Source organism: Rheinheimera pacifica, from assembly GCF_024809855.1.
Taxonomy (GTDB): Bacteria; Pseudomonadota; Gammaproteobacteria; order Enterobacterales; family Alteromonadaceae; genus Alishewanella; species Alishewanella pacifica_A.
Map to the genome: position 1 here is coordinate 140,966 of NZ_JANUEM010000007.1, position 22,096 is coordinate 163,061.

Genomic DNA, 22,096 nt, shown 5'->3' on the forward strand with positions numbered 1-22,096 from the left:
AAAGGATAAAAAAATGGCACTGATAGACGGTCAACCCTCTGTTCTACTACAAAACGTTAGCAAACTGATTAAACAAAGAGTGAAGGACCAGGTGAGCCTGGTTGAAAAATTCGCTTACACCTTATACGGCAACATGTCGAATGAAGACTTAGTGGGCCGTAATGACAGCGATTTATACGGCGCGGCGCTGAGTTTATGGCAGACTTTTAATGGTCATGCCGAACCTGCGTCGATGATCCGGGTATTTAACCCGGAAATTGCCAAGCATGGCTGGGAGTCTAAACACACTATCGTAGAAATAGTGGTTAAAGACATGCCATTTTTGGTGGACTCAGTGCGCATGGCATTAAACCGCCAGTCGATTGCTGCGCATTTGTTGCTGCACTATCCATTACAAACTGAACGTGACAGCAAAGGTCAAATTACTGATTTCTTTAAACTGGGCGGCAAAGCTAAAGCCAGCACCCAGCAAACGGTATTTCATATTGAAATTGACCGCCTGACAGGCAAAGCCGCGATTGACAGCTTAACCGATGAACTGCACTCGGTAATGGAAGATGTTTCGCTGGCCGTTCAAGACTGGCAACCAGCGCGGGACAAACTGCAGCAGGTCATTAAAGCGTTGCCTAAGCAATCAGGTAAAGCTTCTGCTGAAGATATTAAAGAGGTTACCGAGTTTTTAAACTGGCTGGCCAAAGATAACTTTACGTTGTTGGGCTACCGCGAATACACCATTGGCCCGGTAAAGGGTGACTATAAGATCAGTGGCATTGATGATACGTCACTGGGTTTAATGCGCCGTTCTGCAGCACGCGATCTGATGTTGTCGGAACTGCCGGAAACCGGCCGTAAGCAAGCTATCAGTAACAGCTTGCTGATCCTGACCAAAACCAATAATAAATCCCGTGTACATCGCCCGGCGTACATTGATTACATCGGTGTGAAAAAGTTTGATAAAGATGGCAAGGTAATTGGCGAGGACCGCTTTATCGGTTTGTACTCGTCATCGTTGTACAACAACAGTGCTGCAGATATTCCACTGCTGAAAAACAAGCTTGCCGCCGTGATGCAAAAATCTGAGTTTGCCGCAGGTACTCATGCATATAAAGCACTGCTGAATATTCTGGAAACCTATCCGCGTGATGAGCTTATTCAGGCAACCGCAGATGAGTTGCTGCATGTCGCTATGGGTGTGCTGCAAATGCAAGAGCGCGATATGACGCGCCTGTTTATGCGCAAAGACAGCTTCGGCCGCTTTGTTACTGCCATGGTGTATGTGCCGCGCGAGCGTTACAACACCCAGTTGCGTAAAGAAACCCAGGCCATATTACAACAAGCGCTCGGAAGCGCAGAACCGGTTGAGTTTACAACTTATTTCTCTGAATCTGTGTTGGCACGCACCCATTATCTGGTGCGGATCAACGATAGCCATGTCGAGTATAAAGTGAAAGAAATTGAGCGTAATTTAGTTGAAGCGGCCCGCACCTGGGAAGATAAATTAGAAAGCGCCTTACTGGGTGTATATGGTGAAGCCCGTGGCCGTGAACTGATTGGCAAGTACGTTAATGCCTTCCCGCGTAGCTACAAAGAAGAAATGCTGCCAAATGACGCGCTGGTTGATATCGGCAAGCTTGAAGCATTAAATGATGATCACAAACTGGAAATGCTGTTTTACCGGCCACAGGAAGAAAAAGCCGACAGCAAAGCGGTAAGGCTGAACCTGTTCCATAAAGACCATCCTATTCATTTATCTGATGTATTGCCGATGCTGGAAAACTTTGGCCTGCGTGTAATTGGTGAAACGCCATACGCGGTTAAATGTGCTGATGGCAGCGTCAGCTGGATTTTAAACTTCGCTATGGAGTTAAACTGCGCGATACCGGCCGATTTTGAAGCTGCCCAGCAGTCATTCCAGGATTCTTTTGCCAAAGTATGGGCTGGCCAGTTGGAAGATGACGGTTTTAACCGTTTGATCCTTGGTGCTGGTTTAACCGGCCGCGAAGCGTCATTATTACGTGCCCTGGCTAAGTATAAGCGGCAAATAGGTGGTACTTTCAGTCAGTCTTATGTTGAAAGCACTTTTGCCCGTTATGCCGAACTGGCTAATTTACTGGTTCAGCTGTTTAACAACAAATTTGATCCTAAATCCAAAGCCAGCAGCAAGGTAGCCGACAAACTGGAAGAGCAGATCGCTTCTCAGTTGGAAAACGTGGCTAACCTTGACGATGACCGTATCGTGCGCCGTTTTGTCGATATGATTAAGGCGATACTGCGTACCAACTATTTCCAGAAGAGTGCCGAGGGTAACGATAAACCCTATATCTCTTTTAAAATTAAGTCTGGTTTAATTCCGGATATGCCACTGCCAACACCAATGTTTGAAATTTTCGTATACTCGCCAAGAGTAGAAGGTGTGCATCTGCGCTTTGGTAAAGTCGCTCGCGGTGGTTTGCGCTGGTCTGATCGGCGTGAAGATTTCCGCACCGAAGTGCTGGGCCTGGTAAAAGCACAAACGGTTAAAAATACGGTAATTGTACCTACCGGTTCTAAAGGGGGCTTTGTTTGTAAAAAGCTGCCGGAAACCGGTGGCCGCGAAGCTTTCCTCAATGAAGGCAAAGACTGCTACCGCACTTTTATCCGTGGTTTGCTGGATGTCACAGATAACATCGTACAAGGTGCCATAGTGCCGCCCAAAGACGTGGTGCGCCATGACGAAGATGATCCGTACCTGGTAGTCGCGGCAGACAAAGGTACAGCTACGTTCTCAGATATCTCTAACGGTATTTCGGAAGAATATGGCTTCTGGCTGGGCGATGCTTTTGCCTCCGGCGGTTCTAACGGTTATGACCACAAGAAAATGGGTATTACCGCGCGCGGTGGCTGGGAGTCGGTTAAACGCCACTTCCGTGAAATTGGCATTGACTGCCAAACAACAGATTTTACCTGTGTCGGCATAGGTGATATGGCCGGTGACGTATTCGGTAATGGTATGTTGCTGTCAAAACACATCCGTTTGCAGGTAGCGTTTAACCATATGCATATTTTTGTTGATCCGAATCCTGATTCAGCAAAAAGCTGGGAAGAACGTAACCGCATGTTTAATCTGCCAACCTCAACCTGGGATGACTACGATAAGTCATTAATTTCAGAAGGTGGTGGTATTTTCCTGCGCAGTGCCAAAGCGATTAAACTTTCAGCGCAAATGAAAGAAATGCTCGGCACCACTAAAGCCAGCATGACACCGAACGAGCTGATCCGTGAGGCATTAATGATGCCGGTTGACTTGATCTGGAACGGCGGTATCGGTACTTACGTTAAAGCCACCAGCGAGAGCCATGCAGAAGTAGGTGATCGGGGGTCAGAGCCGCTGCGGGTAAATGGTAAGGAGCTTAAAGCAAAAATTTTCGGTGAAGGTGGTAACTTAGGTTGCACTCAGCGTGGCCGTATCGAATTTGCCATGAATGGCGGCCAGATCAATACCGACTTCGTTGACAACGTTGGTGGTGTAACCTGCTCGGATAACGAAGTAAACATCAAAATTTTGCTGAACACGCTGGTAGCCGGCGGCGATTTAACACTGAAACAGCGCAACAAAATACTGTTTGATATGACAGATGATGTCGCAGCTATTGTTATTAAAGATTGTTACCGTCAAACCCAGAGTATCAGTGTATCGTCATTACTTGGTGCAGAGCAGTTAAAAGAATATACCCGCTTTATTCATGTGCTGGAAAAAGAAGGTAAGTTAAACCGCGAGCTGGAGTTTTTACCATCAGACGATGAACTGGCAGACCGTATGGCAAAAGGCCAGGGTTTGACCCGGCCTGAACTGTCTATTCTGACAGCTTACGGCAAGATGGTGTTAAAAGAGCGCCTGGTACTGCCGGAGATCTATGAAAACAACTACTTTAAGCGTCAGTTGTTTGCTGCCTTCCCGCAAATGCTGCAGGATAAATATGCTGCAGAAATGGAAACCCACCCACTGAAAGCCGAAATTATTGCCACTAAACTGGCCAATATGATGGTGAATGAAATGGGGCCGAATTTTGCCCAGCGTATGCTGGAAGAAACCGGTGCCGGTGTTGGTGAAGTAACACTGTGCTACGCCATTGCCCGTGATCTGTTTGATGTGTCAGCCATGTGGCGCAAGATTGAGCAACTGGACAATATTATTGCAGCGCCACTGCAAAGCAAGTTGTTCCATCAATTGCGCCGCACCATGCGCCGGGCTACCCGCTGGTTCCTGCGTCACCGTAATAAGGCGTTGGACATTCAGCAGACGCTGGATTTCTTCAAACCGGCTTATCAGCAGCTGAATAAAGAGCTGGGTAATTATCTGGCACAAACTGAAGTTGAGCAGTTACAGCAAAAACAAGCTGTGCTGACAGAGCAGGGCGTACCGGAAGATATTGCGCAATATCTGGCACAACTGAGCACGGTGTTCTCGGTAATGGATATTGCTCAGGTGGTTGATGCCGAGAAAGTACCACTGGCTATGGCGGCAGAAATATACTTTAAGCTGGGCGATAAGCTGGATCTGCACTGGTTCCTGGAGCAAATCACCAACCAGCCGGTGGCTAACCACTGGCAGGCATTGGCGCGCGCTTCCTACCGTGAAGAGCTGGACTGGCAGCAACGTGCATTATCTGCCGTAGTGGTGCGCAGTTGTGGTAAGGCTTGTGCTGCTGATGAAGTTATTAACAGCTGGCTGACTGAGCATGAAGCGCTGCTTGAGCGCTGGCGCCTGATGCTGGCTGAGTTTAAAACCACGAAAAACCACGAGTTTGCTAAGTTCTCAGTAGCATTACGTGAATTAATGTTGTTAAGTCACCACTGTGACCCTGTAAAATAACAACCTTACTGGCTACAATACCCCGGCTTGTCCGGGGTATTTTTTTGTTTTTATAAGGCCGTTTATGTTTTATCCGATAGCACAGAAATTGATGTTCGCCTGTGACGCTGAATGGTCACACAATTTTGCCCTTGGCGGCTTAAAGCGCCTGGCTCATACGCCTGTTGCAGCGTTATGGCGGCAAGCCTTGCCATTAAAGCCGGTTACCGTAGCGGGTATGCACTTTGACAACCCGCTGGGTTTAGCTGCCGGGCTGGATAAAAATGCCGAATGTATTGATGCTTTTGGCCAGATGGGCTTTGGTTTTATTGAAGTAGGTACTGTAACGCCAAAACCACAACAGGGTAATGACAAGCCGCGGATTTTCCGTCTGCCTCAGTCTCAGGCCATTATTAACCGCATGGGCTTTAACAACAAAGGCGTCGATTATCTGGTAGAGAATGTAAAAAAAGCCAGTTACAAGGGCGTACTGGGTATTAATATCGGCAAGAACAAAGATACACCGAACGAGCAGGGCAAAGATGACTATGTGCACTGTATGCGTAAAGTGTATGCCCATGCCAGCTATATTACTGTGAATATTTCATCGCCCAACACGCCGGGTTTACGCGATCTGCAGTTTGGTGATGCTTTGTACGATTTGCTGCAAAGTGTGAAAAATGAACAACTGGATTTGCAGGTGCAGCATGATAAATATGTGCCGGTGTTTGTAAAAATTGCACCGGATATGGATCTGGTAGCAGTAAATCAGGTTGCCGAAACCCTGCTTAAAAGCAAAATGGACGGGGTTATTGCTACCAATACCACGCTGGACAGAAGCCTGGTGCAAGGCCAGCGTTACGCCGCCGAAGCAGGTGGCTTGAGCGGGTTACCGGTAAGAGATAAAAGCACTGAAGTGCTGCGCCAGCTGCGTGCCGCTGTAGGTAGCGCTATGCCGATTATTGGCGTGGGGGGTATTAGCGATGCCCAATCGGCACAGGACAAACTCAATGCCGGGGCCAATTTATTGCAGGTTTATACCGGCTTTATTTATAAAGGCCCGCCACTGCTAAAACAGATCGTAACCAGCTTATAAGGATCAGTAGCTGATCTTGTGATGTTAGAACAAAACAGTCTTTAACTTCTTGATCAGCTTAGTGTATTTCTATAACTATTTGATAAATAGTCTACTTAACATATCACAGGGAAACCTATGCTCAGGCCATCGGAACGCTGGTTTTGGACTTACTGTTCATCTAAAGACCGCTTATTGCTGGATATCAGCGATGAGGCACAGTTCTGTTCGCCTTTTACTTCCAGCCAGTTAATACAACAGCCACAGCAGCAGCCATTGTCTATGGCTGAAGCTGAAACCTTCTGGGCTATAGATGAGAGTCTGCAACAACTGGATATACCCGCTGCTGTGCGGCTGGAGTTATGTCTTACGGCACTGTGTGCGCCATTTTTACAGCAATTGGCGCATAAAAGCTGGTATTTTCAGCAGGGCAGTCAATGCAATGCTGCTCAGCATGATGTGGTTATACTGCGCGGATTAACGAACCAATATGCCTTGGTGCTGGCTGCTGAACCTGATTGTGTAACCTGTTTATTGCTGGGTGAAATCAATACACTGGCCGGTAAAGCATTGCCACGTTTGCAGGTAATACGTGTGCTGCGCAACCGTGTCACTGCATTGGATGTGGCATTGCCTTATCGCTATAGCGCCTGATTTTTACCGGCGTTCTTTCTCTTTAGTACAGATCCGACTACACTAGCGGCAATTTTGTTGTCGCGGAACCCCGTATGCCTGTTATTGAAAAAACTTCGGCCGAACTTGAGCCTTTTTTTGCCCGGCTTAGCAGTGCTATTGCAGCAAAACAGCTGCATAAACTGGTGCTGAGTAAATATCAGGGTACAGAGCCATTAAAACAATTACAGATAAGACCGGTAGAGCTGAAACAACAATGGCAGCTTAGTTTTACCTATAAATATCAAACTAACGACGTAACGCATAACTATACGGCTGAACAGGCAATCAACGAAATTAAGGTGCTGTTAGGTGTGCAGTTTTATGCGGCTAATTTATTTACTGCTGATGCTGAAGCGCAGCTTAGCATTAGTAAAAAGGGTAAAGTGCTGTATCAAAACAAGCGCTTAGCTCAGCCGGTAGCTGTGCAGCAAGCTGGTCATAACCGCGAAAAACATCGTTACCTGACATTGGACAGACCATTTTTGCAGGAATTGGGGGTTACCGATGCCCGCCAGCAACTGATACCGGCAATGTCGCGTAAGTGGAAGCAAATTAATAAATTCATTGAGATTTTCTCCGGTGCTGTACAAGACACTGGCCTGAGTACACAAAAACAGCTGCATGTGGCTGATTTTGGCTCAGGTAAAGCCTATTTAACCTTTGCTATGCACGATTATCTTACCGGTACCCTGGGGCTGGATGCCAAAGTTACCGGGGTTGAGCTCAGGCAGAATCTGGTTGATTTGTGTAATAGCACTGCAGCGAAGCTGAACCTTGAAGGCATAGCGTTTGAGCAGGGCGACGTGAAGCATTTTAAAGCCCGCGGTATTAACGTGATGATAGCGTTGCATGCCTGCGATATTGCCACTGATTACGCCATTCATATGGGTATTGCTACTGGTGCAGATATTATTATGTGCTCGCCATGCTGCCATAAACAGATCCGGCCACAGATGAAAATGCCGACAGTACTGGCACCAATGTTAATACATGGTATCCATTTAGGCCAGGAAGCCGAAATGGTAACCGACAGTCTGCGTGCCTTATTACTTGAGGCATCCGGCTATACTACCAAGGTGTTTGAGTTTGTATCGCTGGAACATACCAGTAAGAATAAGATGATTTTGGCTACAAAAAACAAGCAAAAATATAACCGAGAGAATATGCTGAAGCAAGTTTCTGAAATAAAACAGTTTTATGGTATAGAGCAACACTATCTTGAACGCCTGCTGAATATCACGCATGAAATTTCATAACGCGTTAATCACAAAAACTTCACCTATACAAAATTGACTTCGAACTTCGCTAGCCTGTAGTCTGCCCTGAACGCTTAACCCTGTTAAGCATTAATCAGTAAATTGTTACTGTCAGAAACAGGATGCTCAGGCTATGAAAACTGTCACACCACCCACTGATCTTCGTCGTGCTAAAATCACCAAAGCAGTGATCCCTGTAGCCGGTTTAGGTACTAGGATGTTGCCAGCAACCAAGGCTATTCCGAAAGAAATGCTACCGGTGCTGGACAAACCGTTAATTCAGCATGTGGTGCAGGAGGCGGTCGCTGCAGGCATGACAGAAATAGTGCTGGTAACCCATTCTTCAAAAAACAGCATTGAAAACCATTTTGATACCAGCTTTGAGCTTGAGGCTACGCTGGAGAAGCGGGTAAAGCGGCAACTGCTGGACGAAGTGCGTAGCATAGTGCCAAAGAATGTCACGCTGATTTCTGTGCGCCAGCCGGTTGCGCTGGGGCTGGGCAACGCCATTATGTGCGCGTATCCGGTAGTGGGACACAACCCTTTCGCTATTTTGTTGCCGGATGTGCTGATTGATCAGCATCAGAGCGATCTGAAAGTAGATAACCTGGCAGCAATGATGGCGCGCTATAGTGAAACCGGAGCCAGCCAGATTATGGTAGAACCGGTGCCGCGCAACATGGTCGATCAATATGGTGTGGTAGATCTGCAGGACGCCAGTTTACGTGCCGGTACCAGCGCAGTGATCAGCGATATGGTAGAAAAACCGGCAGTTGATGCAGCACCAAGCAACTTTGCTATTACCGGCCGTTATGTATTGTCAGAGCATATCTGGGATTTACTGGCGCATATTGCACCGGGGGCCGGCGACGAAATTCAGCTGACTGACGCCATTTACCAGTTATGCCTGCGTGAAACGATAGAAGCTTATCATATTGTCGGCAAAAGCCATGACTGCGGCACCAAGCTGGGTTTAATTCAGGCTAATCTTGAATATGCATTGCAGCATGACTTATACGCCAAGCCTTTGCGCGCCACAATTGAACGTATCTTTGCGGATCTGAACAAAGATAAAAAACATCTGAAACTGCTAAAAACGGTGTAAAGGTGGCTACCATGACGCAACACTCCTTCCTGATCAAAAAAAGCCAGCCGGTAGCCGGGCTGCGTTTTTGCCTGCTGGCGCAAAACGAGATAGTGCAAAGCCTTAAACAGGTAACGCCGCCACATGAACCACTGCGCTTAGTGGTGACAACCAATGTTGACCATATGGTAACCATGCGTCGCCAGCATGAATTTAAACACGCCTGCACCAATGCCTGGCTGGTAACGGCAGATGGCTTTCCGGTTGTGCGCTTGCTTAAGTCTCTTGGCATTGCTACACCGGGGCGTATTACCGGTGCAGATCTGTTTCCGGCAATTTTAGCGGCGTTAACACTGGGCCAGCATGCACCATTTTTTGTCTGTGCCAATGAAGCTACCGCCGATTATTTGCGGCAATGGTTGGCACAGCAAGGCTACAGCACTCCCGGGGAACGCGTGCTGGTGCCAAAATTTGGTTTTGAAAAAGACAGCGTGTACAGCAATGAGATGCTGAAAAAAATAACCGCTATGGGTACTACGCACCTGTTTTTTGGCGTAGGTGCGCCTAAGTCTGAATTGTGGATGCAGCGGTACCGGGAGCAACTGTCTGGTATGTACGGTTTTGGTTTTGGGGCCGGACTGGATTTTTTTGCCGGTACCGCAAAGCGGGCTCCGCAGTGGGTGCAGCGTGTCAGCCTGGAATGGTTATGGCGGTTATTATCAGATCCACGCCGCCTGGCACGGCGCTATTTAATTGATTCATGGGCTTTTGTGCGCATAGCTTTAACAGAGTACCGCCATATTGCAAAGGAGAGCCGCTGATGTCTGCGCCTGAAATGTCGCTACCAGACGCGATTATTGACTGCTCTCACCTGGGGCGTAAAACCACCGGTATCGAGCGTATTACCGAAGAGCTGTTTTCTGACGAAGCTTTGGGTGGTTGTCAGGTTGTGCGGTTAAAAGCCAGCAGCATTGGTGGCATGTTATTCCAGCAGTGGTTCGGTATTTTGTATGCAGCGCTTAAGTACCCGAAAAGTTTGATTATTACACCCGGTTTTCCGCCGTCTATTCTGGCTACATTGTTATTGAAAAAACGTTTGGTGCCCTATATCCATGACGTGTTTTTGCTCACCCGCCAGCAGGAGCTTAACTCGCGTGCCCGTTACTATATGCGACCGTCATTTGCTTTTGCGGTAAAGCGGCTTGATAGTTTTTTTGTCAATTCACTAAAAACCAAACAGGATTTACAGCAGTTCTGCCAGAGTGATGCGCGCATAATTATGCTCAGGCCGCAGGTGCGTAATGTTTTTGCGTTGCCGCACAACAGCGGGCGTTATAACAGTGTTGATTTGAGCAAGCTTAAAATTGTGATGCTGGGCACGGTTGAGCCACGCAAAAACTACTCTGCTGCGATCGCTATTTTTAACGCGCTTAAACAGCGCCTTGGCGACAGCATAGAGTTACATATTGTTGGCCGGCTTGGCTGGGGCCCGGATGCCAGTTTGCTACAAAATACCGCAGGTATATTTTGCCGCGGCTATTTGTCAGCTGATGAGATAAAAACACTGCTCGACAGCGCGACATTTTACCTGTCTACCTCGCATGACGAAGGGCTGGGCCTGCCGTTGCTGGAGCTGCAGTACAGCGGTATTGCCGTGGTGGCAGCAAAAATTCCGGTGTTTGCTGAAGTGCTGGGTGAGTCGGGTTTGCTGGTCGATGTCAGCGATGCTGAACAGGCAGCAGCACAAATTATTACTTTTTGTAGCGATACGGTGCAAATACAACAGCAAAGTGAGCTTGCCCAGCAAAATATTCAGCGCTGGAATGCCTTAGCCGCTGCTGATAAACAAGCAGCCAGTGTGCTTTTCAGGGAGTAGGAGCGGCAGTGTTTTATCACGGTATTAATAATTTTCGGGCGTTGTCTATTTTTCTGATCGTGTTTGGTCATTGCTTCTGGATCTCAAACTGGTACCCGGAGCAAACCTGGCAAAAAGTGTATTTGTATATGATACCCGGCGGCACCTTCTTTTTTGCCTTTATCAGTGGTTTTTTGTTTGCTCACCTTAATGTGAGTACATTTCGGTACGCAGATTTTATTGCCAGGAAATGGCGTAATATTGCCTCACCTTATATATGGATATCGGTGCCGGTGATCTGTTTTGCGGTAGTGGTGCAATATCCTGGCTACTTTGTGGATGACAGAGACGGTTTTTATTATCAGTACCTGCTGCCGTTCTTTAAGTATTTGCTAACCGGCCGCGTATTTACCGGTTATTGGTATATCCCGTTTATTTTGCTGGTGTTTGCTGTTTCACCACTGTTGGTAAGGTTTTATTACCTGAGCAGCAGGGTGCAGCTGATTATGGTTACGGCCTTATTGCTGCTGGCAATGTTTGTGCACCGGGCCGAGGATAATCTTAACCCGTTGCAGAGTTTTGTCTATTTTTTGCCGGTGTTTATGTTTGGCATGGTGTTTAACCGCCATTTTGATTTGCTGCGTGAACGCTATTTATGGTTGCCGTGGTGTTTGCTGCTGGCATCAATACTGTTATCGGTGTATCAGAGCGCTTATCTGGGCATTGCTCACAATGCACATAAATACTTTTTTACTTATGCTGGCATCGATTTAAAAGTTATTGAGAAAATCATGCAGGCGGTGGCTATTTTGTTGCTGTTTGAGCGGCACTGGCAACAGCGCCACCGGTTAGTCGATTTGGTTGCCTCAGCCAGCTTTGCCATATTCTTTTTACACCCGATTGTGATAGCTGTTTTTAAGAGATTGTTAAATAATACATTTTCTGGTTTTTTGTACTGGCACATTCTTACCCTGGCAGTATTTTCTGCCACCTTACTGCTGGCCTGGAGCATAAAAAAAGTGCTGGGCTCATACAGCAGGCGGGTTATTGGTTGGTAACGCATTTTGTTAAAGGAGTTATTATGTTTACACCTGTAATTATGGCCGGAGGCTCCGGAACCCGTTTATGGCCGTTGTCCCGTGGTAATTTCCCCAAGCAGTTTCTGCCACTTACCGGTGATCACACCATGTTGCAGCAAACAGTATTGCGCCTAAAGGGGCTAGAACACGGTGCGCCGTTGTTTATCTGCAACGAAGATCACCGTTTTATTGCTGCTGAGCAGGTGCGCCAGCTCGGGCTGAAAAAAGCCGATATTATGCTGGAGCCGGTTGGCCGCAACACAGCACCGGCCATTGCGCTGGCTGCGATGCGTGCCCGTCAGCAAAATAATGCTGATACCGTGCTGCTGGTACTGGCGGCAGATCATGTAATTACCGATACCAAAGCCTTTCAGCAGGCAACAGAGCAAGCTTTGCCGCTGGCACAAGACGGTAAGTTGGTTACTTTTGGCATAGTGCCAGCCAGTGCAGAAACCGGCTATGGGTATATCAAGCGTGGTGCACAAGTAGCTAATGCCTTTGCAGTGCAGCGTTTTGTGGAAAAACCAGATCTGCCAACTGCTGAACAATACCTGCAAAGCGGCGAATATTACTGGAACAGCGGTATGTTTATGTTCCGTGCCGATGTGTATTTACAGCAGTTACAACAGTTCCGCCCGGATATCTATGCCGCCTGTGAAGCGGCAATGGCAGAGCAAACCCCCGATTTAGAGTTTGTGCGTGTGGATAAAGCTGCCTTTGCGGCTTGCCCGGCAGACTCGATTGATTATGCCGTAATGGAGCGCACAGAGCATGCCGTAGTGCTGCCACTGGACGCTGGCTGGAATGATGTCGGTGGCTTTGCAGCCCTGTGGCAGGTGTCTGAGAAAGATGCCGGGGATAATGTGCTAAATGGTGATGTGCTGGCACTGGATAGCCGTGGCACTTACATCCACAGTGACGACAAACTGGTGGCAGCAATAGGTGTTGAAGATTTAATTGTGATCAGCACCAAAGATGCGGTGTTGGTAGCACACAAAGATAAGGCGCAGCAGGTAAAACAGATTGTTAACCAACTGGCTGAAGCTGGCCGTAGTGAGGCAATATTTCACCGCGAAGTATACCGGCCCTGGGGTAAGTATGACTCTGTTGATAACGGCGAGCGTTTTCAGGTGAAACGTATTACGGTAAAACCCGGCGCCAAGCTATCGGTGCAAATGCACCATCACCGTGCTGAGCACTGGATAGTGGTATCGGGCACGGCCAGAGTCACAATTGACGATAAAGAGCAGTTTGTTACTGAGAACCAGTCAGTTTATATCCCGATCACGGCAGTACATGCGCTGGAAAACCCCGGCAAAGTGCCATTGGAACTGATTGAAGTACAGTCTGGCTCTTATCTTGGCGAAGATGATATTGTGCGCTTTGCTGATCGCTATGGGAGGGCTTAAGGCAATGCAAAAAATAACCTGTTTTAAAGCGTATGATATTCGCGGCAAGTTGGGTGAACAACTAAATAACGATGTGGCTTATCGCATCGGCCGCGCTTTTGGCGACTACCTTAAACCACGTCAGGTTGTATTAGGCGCAGATGTACGTGCTACATCAGAAGACTTGAAGCTGGCACTGGCTGAAGGTCTGATGGACGCTGGCTGTGATGTTATCGATATCGGTATGACCGGTACCGAAGAAGTATACTTTGCCACTTTTCATCTAAAGGTAGATGGCGGTATTGAAGTTACCGCCAGCCATAACCCGATTGATTATAACGGTATGAAGCTGGTGCAAAGCGGTGCCCGGCCAATTAGTGGCGACAGTGGTTTATTTGCTATTCAGCAACTGGCAGAGCAGGGCGAGTTTCAGCAAGTGGCTAAAAAGGGCACTTATACCAAACAATCGGTGCTTGATGCCTACATTGAACATTTGCTTGGTTATATCGATTTAGCCAATATTAAACCACTGCGTATCGTGGCTAACTCCGGTAACGGCGCGGCTGGTCATGTTGTGGATGCGCTGGAGCAGGCCTTTAACCGGCTTAAGGTGCCGGTGAGTTTTATTAAGGTTCATCATCAACCGGACGCAACGTTCCCGAACGGTATTCCTAACCCGCTGCTGGTAGAAAACCGCGCGGATACCCGTGCGGCGGTGCTGGAGCATAAAGCCGACTTTGGTATAGCCTGGGACGGCGACTTTGACCGCTGCTTCCTGTTTGACGAGCGTGGCCAGTTTATCGAAGGCTACTATATTGTTGGTTTACTGGCCGAAGCTTTTTTGCAAAAGCACGCCGGTGCCAGTGTAATCCACGACCCACGGTTAACCTGGAATACCATTGATCTGGCCATTCAGGCTGGCGGCAAACCTATCCAGTCAAAAACCGGCCATGCCTTTATAAAAGAGCGGATGCGCCTGGAAGATGCGGTGTATGGCGGTGAAATGAGTGCGCACCATTACTTCCGTGATTTTGCCTATTGCGACAGCGGTATGATCCCCTGGTTACTGGTAGCCGAGCTGATTTGCCTTAAAGCGCAGCCTTTATCACAACTCGTGAATGAGCGCATTGCGGCATTTCCGTCGTCAGGCGAAATTAACTTTACGCTTAACGATCCCAAAGCTGCTATTGAGCGGGTACTGCAACACTACATGGCCGATGCTTTGGTCGTTGATCGCACCGACGGTATCAGCCTTGAGTTTGCCGAATGGCGTTTTAATCTGCGTAGCTCAAATACTGAACCGGTAGTGCGGTTAAACGTGGAAAGCCGCGCCGATGTTGCATTAATGAGTTATTACACAGAGCAAATCAGTACCTTGCTGGTGGCGTCATGAAAATCCTGATAAATCATTTGCTGGAGCCATCCAACCGTATTTCCGGCATCAGCAAGTATTTATTCTCGTTACTGGCCGAGTTATTGAAATCAGAGCAGCATCAGTATGTGCTGCTTACCTCCTGGTCAGAGGAATGTTTGCCGGTGGCGCTGCGCAACCCGGGGTTAACGGTGGTATCGGTACCTTATATTGAGTCTACGCCACGTAACTTGTTGCGCCAGCTTTGGTTAGTGCCGCAGCAGATGAAACAGCACCAGGCCGATGCCGAGTTTAACTGCAACCCCTTAGGTGGTTTTATCGGCAGCTGGCCCAAAGTTAGCGTAACACATGACCTGTATTTCAATATCTCACCGGCCTCTTACAAGCGGCATCATCGCTTATGGTGGCAGTTGTTTTATCCGTTAACGTGTCGTAGCGCCAACAAAATTATCTGTGTCTCACAAAATACCCGTAACGATGTGGCACGGTACTACCCACAATTTGCCGTTAAAACGGTCGTTATTGGTGAAGGGCCTTGTCTGACAATACCGGAAAATATCGACAGCGATGTACAAAAACGCCACAGCTTTGGCCTTTTTGTGGCTAATGTTTCGCCTAATAAAGGGGCTGATACTCTGGTAAGGGCGCTGGGGCTGTTGCGCCATAGTGGTCGCAGTATTGAGGTTAAGCATGTTGGGGCAGATACTCAGGGTAACTTTGCCCGTTTTGTCGCAGCCATACCACATGGCACTGCACCTGTTTCACTGGGTTACTTAAGCGATGGCCAGCTTAGTGAGCTATACAGCCGGGCGCGGTTTTTGGCATTTCCGTCCCGTTATGAAGGCTTTGGTTTACCGGTTGTTGAAGCCCAGGCTCACGGTACACCTGTAATTGCCGCAGATATTCCGGTACTGCGCGAAGTCGCCGGTGATGGTGCGCTGTTTTTCGACCCTGAAGATGCAGCGGCTCTGGCTGAACATATGTATGCACTGTTACATGATGATGCGTTATTCAGTGCGCTGTCAGTTAAAGCCCTGCAGAATCAGCAGCGTTTTAACTGGCCTGAAGCTGCCCGCCAAACCGAACAGGTATTTGAGCAGCTCGGTTATGACAATCTGGCTGCGCAAAGCCAGTTAAACTAACTTAAGGTGCAATTATGACTGACAAAACCACTTTTTTTTCTGTGCACCCTATAGACCCTTTTGGCAGTAAAGTAGGTGGCATTGAAACCCATGTCCGGCAATTGCTGAAATATTGCCCGTCCGGTATGCGGCTGATCCTGATAGGGGTAGACGACAGCGGTAAACGTAAACTGGGTGAGCTGACCGAAGTTGAAATGTTCGGTGGCCGCTTTTTGTTTATGCCAATACTGCATTGTCATCAGGGCGAAGTTAATGCGGCGGCCAAATCACTGTTTCAATCTACAACGCTAAGATTTTTCGTTAATTTTATCCGTTTTAGCTCGCGTATTAAGACACTGGCAAAAGAGATGCCAAGCAGCTTTGATATTCAGCGTTACGAGTTTGCCTGGCTGTGTCGTTTATATGGCTTTGACTATGTGTTAACTACGCACGGTGATGCAAACCCCAATCAGCCGATGGACTCTTTACTCAGCCGTTACTGGTTTTTGCACAAGTTTAATGAAAAACATGCTGTGCGCAGTGCCCGCCATGTGTATTCAGTTAATCAGCAGCAAACGGACCGTATCCGCCGGGATTACCCGGAAGTCGCAACAAAAACCGACTTTATGACAGTAAGTGTGGATGATCAGTTGTTTAAACCCACCGCTTACCAGAACCTGCAAGGGCCGTTAAAAATTGCCTTTGTTGGCCGGCTCGACACCTTTAAACGCCCGGCCATGATGTTTAAGGTTATCGCCGAGCTGGCAAAGCAAACCAATAACCAGGTTGAATTTCACTATGTCGGTGCTGCCAAGCCGCAAAGCTTTGCCGAGTTTGCTGCTATAGAGCAGCTATCTGTTTGTCATGGTTTTAAAACATCGGCACAGGTTGCACAGCTTTGGCAGGGCTGGCATATGGGCATTGTTACCTCGGTATTTGAAGGTATGCCGGTATATGTACTTGAAGCCTTGTGTGCGGGGCGCCCGGTTTGCTCGGTTAACCTGCCGCAATTATCACTGGTAATAGATAACCATATTAATGGTGTGCTATTGGAACAAAATAACGATTCCGCCGAACTGGTGCAGCAATTGACACAGCAGATGCTGGCCACCTGGCAAAGTATGCGTAGCGGCCGGATACAGCCAGAGCAGGTTAGCCAGATGGTTGCGCCTTATAAAGCCAGTAATCAAATGAGAGTGCTGTTTGATAAGCATGCCCAGTTACAAAGCCGCTCAGATGATCTGGTGACACAAAGCTAAGCACAAATCCGCTATATAAACCGTTACAGGAATATTGTTATGTTATCGCGCAGACAGTTTGTACAGAGCCTGCTTGGGCTTGGTGTGGTGGCAGCAATGCCAGCCTGCCTGGCAAAGCCTGCAACAACACTGCCAGGCAACAGCACCGCCGCAGCATTACCGCAAGGTAAAGAGGTTACTTCGCTCAACCAGATTGCCCGTGCCGCCGGACGCTTGTTTGGCAGCGCTTTTGATATGGCTTCCATTAACGACCCGCAATACGGCAGCTTGCTTAAACACCATTGCGGTATTCTGACTACCGATTATCAGTTTAAGTTTGGTACCTTAAGATGGCGCGAAAGTGAGATCAGCTACAGCAAAGCCGATCAGCTAATGGCCTTTGCCCGTGAGGCTGCTATACCGGTGCGGGGCCATACGCTTATTTGGAACGAATGGAACCCGGATTGGCTGAAGCAGGCATCTGACAGCAGGGTTGCATACTGGCTCGACCGGCATATTGAAGAGGTAGTTGGCCGTTATGCCGGGCAATTTCACTCCTGGGACGTGGTAAACGAGCCCATGTGGCCGGGGCATAATCGCGAATCCGGCTTGCGGGCCGGCCCCTGGTTACGTGCAATGGGGCCGGATTATATAAAACGGGCTTTTGATGTTACTGCGCGCACTGATCCTGCGGCAAAACGGGTATTAAATGAAGCCTGGCTTGATCGTGCCGATCATTGGGGCCGCGGGCTGCGCTCAGCTTTTTTACCCTTGCTGGATAAATTACTTGATCAGGGTACACCTATTGATGCTATTGGCTTGCAGTGCCATCTGGCACCGGGCAACCTGGATATGGACGCATTTTTGCAGTTAGTTGAGCAGCTACAGCAACGCCGGTTACCGGTGTACATTACTGAGCTTGATGTTAATGATCAGAGCTTTGTGGATGATGAAGTTCAGCGGGATCAGCAGGTTGCCGCTACCTACCGGGATTTTTTACAGGAAGTGCTGCAAAACCCCATAATAGAAATGGTACAAACCTGGCAATTAAGTGACAAATACTCGTTTTATCAGGGCAGGCAGGAGCGGCTGGTAAGAGTATTACCGTTTGACCGTGATATGCGTGCCAAACCGGCGTATCAGGCGCTGGCCACTACTTTAGCTATACCACGCCATGGCTGAAATGCCTGCTAAACCTTTGGCAAAGCCGCATTACCCGCATATTGCACTGGCCCGTGGCCTTAGCATAGTGCTGGTAGCGTTTGGTCATAGTGCTCTGGCTGATATGCATACCGCCGCAGATGCGTTGGGTGTGGTCAGAATGCCGTTTTTCTTTTTGCTGGCCGGGCTGTTTTTCAGCCCGCAACACGATGTACTGCATTACAGCAAACAAAAAAGTATTGCGCTTTTAACACCGTACTTTTTTGTTTTAACGGCTATAGGCGTTAAACAGTGGCTGTCAGGTGGTGATTTTGCTGGTTATATGGCCGGTGTGCTGTATGGCAACGGTCAAACCATTGCCTGGACACCGCTGTGGTTTTTACCGCATTTGTTTTTACTCTACACTTCGGCGGCACTGCTGTTGCGCCCGGATGGCTTTATTGCATTAAGGCGCACTGTACAGTTTAGTCTGATTTTATTGTGGTTAATGCTGTTTGGCACAGTGCTGGCCTATTTGCAGCCACAGTTTTCGCAAGCAGCATCATGGTTATTACGCAGTGGCCTGCCGTGGGGCATAGATTTTTTACCGTTGTCGCTGGGCTATTTTACGCTCGGCTATCTGTTAAAGCAGCAGTTCACCCAGGCCCGCTTTAATCCGTTGCTGCTGTTAGGGCTGGCGGTTTTATTTGCTGTACTGGTATTTGCATTCAGCGCCGCTGTCGATTTTAACCTGCGTTTATATACGCCACCACTCTGGCTGCCGTTTATTGTGGTTAGCGGCTGTTTTATGTTGCTGCAGGGTTCTTTGTTACTCAGTAAGCTGCCGCTGCTAAGCGATGCCTTTATGCTGTGCGGCCGTTACAGCCTGTATATTCTGATTTTTCACGTGTTTTTGCAGCAAGTATTGCAGCGCCTGGCGGGCCAGGGCGGGGTATTACTGCAGCTGATTATTTTACTGGGCAGCATAGTGCTGTCGATTGCTGCGGGCTGGTTGATCCGCCGCGTGGTGTTATTACGCTACTGTTTTGAACCCGGTATCGCCCGTGTTAAGGCTATCAGATAATGTTGCTGTCCAATACGCTTAAATATTTGCCATCGCAGGTGTTGGCGCCGCTATCGCAATTTCTGTCTATTATTCTGTGGACATACTTTGGTGATGAAAAACTCATTGGCTACATCACGTTAATCACAGCGTTTCAGGAGCTGGCGATGGCGATGTTTGTCAATTGGTGGATGCACTACGCCATGCGCGAGTACGGCACCTTTAAGCAGCAAAATAACCTGTCGGCATTCTGGCAAAGTTCGCGTAGCGTTATCGCACTTTCGTCTGTACTGATGGTTATAGCAGCACTTACCAACCTGTTGTTGTTTATTGATCAGGCCGCCAGCCTGACAACCTGCATATTAGTGGCGCTTTATGCCATGTTCAGAGCCAGCAATAATTTTAACGCTGCTATTGCTTCGCTGGAACAGCAAATAGTGCGCTATTCCATTCTTACCACTGTCGGGCCTTTTGTCGGGCTTTTTATCGGTGTAGCGTTGTTGCAACAATTTGGCGCCGATCCACTTTATCCGCTGCTGGGGTATGTACTGGGCGAAATGCTGGCCAGCATGCTGGCGTACCGGCGCAACAGCGCAAGCTTGCGGCATTGGTCAGTTAGCCGTGCCACTGTGCTGCAGGCATTGCATTACGGCTTTCCAATGATAGGCTCGGCGCTGTTTGCCTGGCTTATTCTGCAATACCCACGTTACTTTATCGCCAGCAGCCTGAGCCTGGAACAAGCCGGTTTGTACGCCGTTGGCGTAGGGCTTGGCCTGCGCATTGCCTCTTTAATCACCATGATGGTAACGCCGGCAGCACTACCGCTACTGTTTAAACTGGTGCATGAAAAAGGTGAACTGGCAGCAGTGGCGCAGCTCCGGCAAAATCTGTTGTTATTGCTGTTGGTGTTATTGCCCGGCTTAGTGGGCTTGTACGCTGTAATGCCGGTGCTTATTCCACTGTTGGTTGAGCAGCGGTTTGTTGATGCAACCTTACTGGTTATGCCATGGGCATTACTGGCCGGAGGTATTGAGGCGCTGAAAAACGGCTATTTAAACCATTACTTTTTTATTCGTAAACGTACCGGCGTCATTATGGGCTACGATGCGGTAATGGCATTGATGGCTGTGGTGCTAAGCTACTTTTGGGTCAGCGCTGTTGGTATTAAAGGTGGTGCTGTGGCCAGTGCTATGGCGCTGGCATTGGGTATAACAGTTGTTGGCTTGTGGCTGCTGCTTAGCAAACGTTTAACGCTGCCTTACCTGAGTATTGTAAAAATGCTGCTGGCGGTAGGTGTCATGTATCTGCTGGTGCACAAAGTGGATGCGGCACAACCGCTAACCTCGTTGGTGCTGAAAATCGGCGTTGGGGCAGTATCTTATATTGCCGTGATGTTGTTGTTATTTCGTACAGACGTTGCCGGATTTATCCACCAGCGCAAGGCAGGAACCGGTTGATGATGCAAAGACAAATGCCGGCACTGAGTTTTATACTGCTGTTGCTTGCGATAGCAGCGCTGTTTAGTTTATCGGGTAATGTGTTGTATCAGGCCGGTATTTTTTATGACTCGCCGGGCGGTAATCCGCTGCACAAAATTCACCCGTCGTTTTATCTGCTGTTATTGTCGCTGGCCAGCTGGACGCTGTATCAGGGCGGGGTGGCGCAACTGTACTATTTGTTTACCGTGCGCAGCCATTTTCTGCTTTTGGCGGCGGCACTGTGCTTATTGCTGCATGATGTTGCGTTGGGGCGGCCATTATCGTCGGCTATTGTAAGTTATGTCAGTGCAGCATTATTTCTTTCACTGCTAAAGGCGCTTAACCCGGGCCGGCTGCTGCAACTTAAATCGCTGTTATTGTTGTTGTTGTCAGCTAATGCACTGGTAGGCATGTATGAATATGCCAGTGGCGGTTTAATTGCGCCTTTGGTGTTAACTGACGCTTCCAGCGGTGAAGTGATTGACACCTCAGAGTGGGGGCAAATCCGTTCTGCCGGTTTACTTGGCCACCCGTTAATCAGCACCATGCTAAGCGGCTTTTATCTGGTGTGTTATGTCGCCAGAGCGCTATATGCCAAAGTAAGTTTAAGTGAAAGTATCACCGCCTTGCTGCTGTTAACGGCTTTACCATTATTTGGCGGGCGCGGTTCTATTCTGGCTGCGGTGATTGTTGTTGTGCTTGTGCTGGCGCTTAAAGCTTTGCAAAGTATGCAGCGGCGCCAACTGACACAGCGGGCACTGTTGTATTTGTTGTCGTCATTGCTGTTATTGCCGCTGCTGTTTTATCTGGCATACAGTATCGGTTTGCTTGAACCGGTGCTTAGCAGGCTGGAGGATGATCAGGGCAGCGCATCCACCCGGCTGATTGCCATTGAACTGATGCTGGATACATCCTGGCTGAACTTGCTGTTGGGCGATGTTGACCGCAGTTTGTCGGGCAAAGTGCTGTTGTTTGGTTCGCGCTATGGTATCGAAATTGGCTGGATTGCGTTATTGCTGACCTACGGCGCAGTGCTATCGGCGTTATTAATCTATGCCTTGTATTGCTGCCTGCAGCAGTTATACCAGCGGTTGTCACCGTTGCTGCTGTTTCCCTGGCTATATGCTGTTATTGCCTGGAGCTCGGGTACCGGCATATCAGGCAAAACCATTATGCTCAGTGCGGCACTCATCATAACAGTGCTGTCGTTTTGTGATCTTAGCTCTGAAACACCCGCCAAAAGCTGAACAAGTAGCATGCTTTAGCTGAATCAAAAGTGAATCAATTCATTAATAAAGCATTAATTATGGGTGATTTTTTTTAACTTAACGGGTTATAAATGTTCGTTTGTAACAGGCCGCGCAGACGCAGTAGTTTAGTAACAGTAGCAAAGTAAATGGCTAGTTGTACCGCCCTGGTTACTTTAGCTTTGTACAACAGC

General features: G+C 48.3%; 16 protein-coding genes. All 16 read left to right on the forward strand.

Going from position 1 to position 22,096, the window contains the following annotated elements; translation table 11 throughout:
- The first annotated feature begins 13 nt into the window (after positions 1-13).
- Positions 14-4,852, forward strand: a complete 4,839-nt coding sequence (locus M2404_RS11350; protein ID WP_259239850.1) for an NAD-glutamate dehydrogenase — start codon at positions 14-16, stop codon at positions 4,850-4,852.
- 64 nt (positions 4,853-4,916) lie between these two features.
- Complete coding sequence (gene pyrD / locus M2404_RS11355; protein ID WP_259239851.1) at positions 4,917-5,927, forward strand: quinone-dependent dihydroorotate dehydrogenase; 1,011 nt, start codon at positions 4,917-4,919, stop codon at positions 5,925-5,927.
- Positions 5,928-6,044: 117 nt separating this feature from the next.
- Positions 6,045-6,560, forward strand: a complete 516-nt coding sequence (locus M2404_RS11360) for a cell division protein ZapC domain-containing protein (RefSeq protein ID WP_259239852.1) — start codon at positions 6,045-6,047, stop codon at positions 6,558-6,560.
- Positions 6,561-6,634: 74 nt separating this feature from the next.
- Complete coding sequence (locus tag M2404_RS11365) at positions 6,635-7,837, forward strand: class I SAM-dependent methyltransferase (protein WP_259239853.1); 1,203 nt, start codon at positions 6,635-6,637, stop codon at positions 7,835-7,837.
- 133 nt (positions 7,838-7,970) lie between these two features.
- Positions 7,971-8,942, forward strand: a complete 972-nt coding sequence (gene galU, locus M2404_RS11370) for a UTP--glucose-1-phosphate uridylyltransferase GalU (protein WP_259239854.1) — start codon at positions 7,971-7,973, stop codon at positions 8,940-8,942.
- Positions 8,943-8,953: 11 nt separating this feature from the next.
- The gene (locus M2404_RS11375; RefSeq protein ID WP_259239855.1) at positions 8,954-9,742 is read left to right on the forward strand and encodes a WecB/TagA/CpsF family glycosyltransferase; all 789 of its coding nucleotides are present in this window, start codon (positions 8,954-8,956) and stop codon (positions 9,740-9,742) included.
- On the forward strand, positions 9,742-10,797 hold the full coding sequence (locus tag M2404_RS11380; RefSeq protein WP_259239856.1) for a glycosyltransferase: 1,056 nt from the start codon (positions 9,742-9,744) through the stop codon (positions 10,795-10,797). Before M2404_RS11375 ends, M2404_RS11380 begins: the two co-directional genes overlap by 1 nt.
- An 8-nt stretch (positions 10,798-10,805) precedes the next feature.
- Positions 10,806-11,834, forward strand: a complete 1,029-nt coding sequence (locus M2404_RS11385; RefSeq protein ID WP_259239857.1) for an acyltransferase family protein — start codon at positions 10,806-10,808, stop codon at positions 11,832-11,834.
- Between the two features lie 23 nt (positions 11,835-11,857).
- Positions 11,858-13,264, forward strand: a complete 1,407-nt coding sequence (locus tag M2404_RS11390) for a mannose-1-phosphate guanylyltransferase/mannose-6-phosphate isomerase (protein ID WP_259239858.1) — start codon at positions 11,858-11,860, stop codon at positions 13,262-13,264.
- 4 nt (positions 13,265-13,268) lie between these two features.
- Positions 13,269-14,636: a phosphohexomutase domain-containing protein gene (locus M2404_RS11395; protein WP_259239859.1), complete on the forward strand. Its 1,368-nt coding sequence runs from the start codon at positions 13,269-13,271 to the stop codon at positions 14,634-14,636.
- Entirely contained in the window at positions 14,633-15,757 is a 1,125-nt protein-coding gene (locus M2404_RS11400; protein WP_259239860.1) for a glycosyltransferase family 4 protein, read from the forward strand. The genes M2404_RS11395 and M2404_RS11400 overlap by 4 nt, the downstream gene beginning before the upstream one ends.
- A 14-nt stretch (positions 15,758-15,771) precedes the next feature.
- Positions 15,772-16,995, forward strand: coding sequence for a glycosyltransferase family 4 protein (locus tag M2404_RS11405; protein WP_259239861.1), 1,224 nt, complete (start codon positions 15,772-15,774; stop codon positions 16,993-16,995).
- A gap of 39 nt (positions 16,996-17,034) precedes the next feature.
- Positions 17,035-18,156 carry an endo-1,4-beta-xylanase gene (locus M2404_RS11410; RefSeq protein WP_259239862.1) on the forward strand — a complete coding sequence of 374 codons (1,122 nt, stop codon included), beginning with the start codon at positions 17,035-17,037 and terminating at the stop codon, positions 18,154-18,156.
- Positions 18,149-19,198, forward strand: a complete 1,050-nt coding sequence (locus M2404_RS11415) for an acyltransferase (protein WP_259239863.1) — start codon at positions 18,149-18,151, stop codon at positions 19,196-19,198. Before M2404_RS11410 ends, M2404_RS11415 begins: the two co-directional genes overlap by 8 nt.
- The gene (locus M2404_RS11420) at positions 19,198-20,634 is read left to right on the forward strand and encodes a lipopolysaccharide biosynthesis protein (protein WP_259239864.1); all 1,437 of its coding nucleotides are present in this window, start codon (positions 19,198-19,200) and stop codon (positions 20,632-20,634) included. The genes M2404_RS11415 and M2404_RS11420 overlap by 1 nt, the downstream gene beginning before the upstream one ends.
- Positions 20,634-21,902 (forward strand): VpsF family polysaccharide biosynthesis protein, encoded by a 1,269-nt coding sequence (locus tag M2404_RS11425; RefSeq protein WP_259239865.1) that lies wholly within the window; start codon positions 20,634-20,636, stop codon positions 21,900-21,902. Before M2404_RS11420 ends, M2404_RS11425 begins: the two co-directional genes overlap by 1 nt.
- The last annotated feature ends 194 nt before the right edge of the window (positions 21,903-22,096 follow it).

Excerpts from the sequence above, each read along its gene's own strand:
- M2404_RS11400 (WP_259239860.1), top strand. The coding sequence starts at position 14,633 with ATGAAAATCCTGATAAATCATTTGCTGGAGCCATCCAACCGTATTTCC.
- M2404_RS11425 (WP_259239865.1), top strand. The coding sequence starts at position 20,634 with ATGATGCAAAGACAAATGCCGGCACTGAGTTTTATACTGCTGTTGCTT.
- M2404_RS11350 (WP_259239850.1), top strand. The coding sequence starts at position 14 with ATGGCACTGATAGACGGTCAACCCTCTGTTCTACTACAAAACGTTAGC.
- M2404_RS11405 (WP_259239861.1), top strand. The coding sequence starts at position 15,772 with ATGACTGACAAAACCACTTTTTTTTCTGTGCACCCTATAGACCCTTTT.
- pyrD (WP_259239851.1), top strand. The coding sequence starts at position 4,917 with ATGTTTTATCCGATAGCACAGAAATTGATGTTCGCCTGTGACGCTGAA.
- M2404_RS11380 (WP_259239856.1), top strand. The coding sequence starts at position 9,742 with ATGTCTGCGCCTGAAATGTCGCTACCAGACGCGATTATTGACTGCTCT.
- galU (WP_259239854.1), top strand. The coding sequence starts at position 7,971 with ATGAAAACTGTCACACCACCCACTGATCTTCGTCGTGCTAAAATCACC.
- M2404_RS11390 (WP_259239858.1), top strand. The coding sequence starts at position 11,858 with ATGTTTACACCTGTAATTATGGCCGGAGGCTCCGGAACCCGTTTATGG.
- M2404_RS11410 (WP_259239862.1), top strand. The coding sequence starts at position 17,035 with ATGTTATCGCGCAGACAGTTTGTACAGAGCCTGCTTGGGCTTGGTGTG.
- M2404_RS11420 (WP_259239864.1), top strand. The coding sequence starts at position 19,198 with ATGTTGCTGTCCAATACGCTTAAATATTTGCCATCGCAGGTGTTGGCG.
- M2404_RS11375 (WP_259239855.1), top strand. The coding sequence starts at position 8,954 with ATGACGCAACACTCCTTCCTGATCAAAAAAAGCCAGCCGGTAGCCGGG.
- M2404_RS11395 (WP_259239859.1), top strand. The coding sequence starts at position 13,269 with ATGCAAAAAATAACCTGTTTTAAAGCGTATGATATTCGCGGCAAGTTG.
- M2404_RS11365 (WP_259239853.1), top strand. The coding sequence starts at position 6,635 with ATGCCTGTTATTGAAAAAACTTCGGCCGAACTTGAGCCTTTTTTTGCC.
- M2404_RS11360 (WP_259239852.1), top strand. The coding sequence starts at position 6,045 with ATGCTCAGGCCATCGGAACGCTGGTTTTGGACTTACTGTTCATCTAAA.
- M2404_RS11415 (WP_259239863.1), top strand. The coding sequence starts at position 18,149 with ATGGCTGAAATGCCTGCTAAACCTTTGGCAAAGCCGCATTACCCGCAT.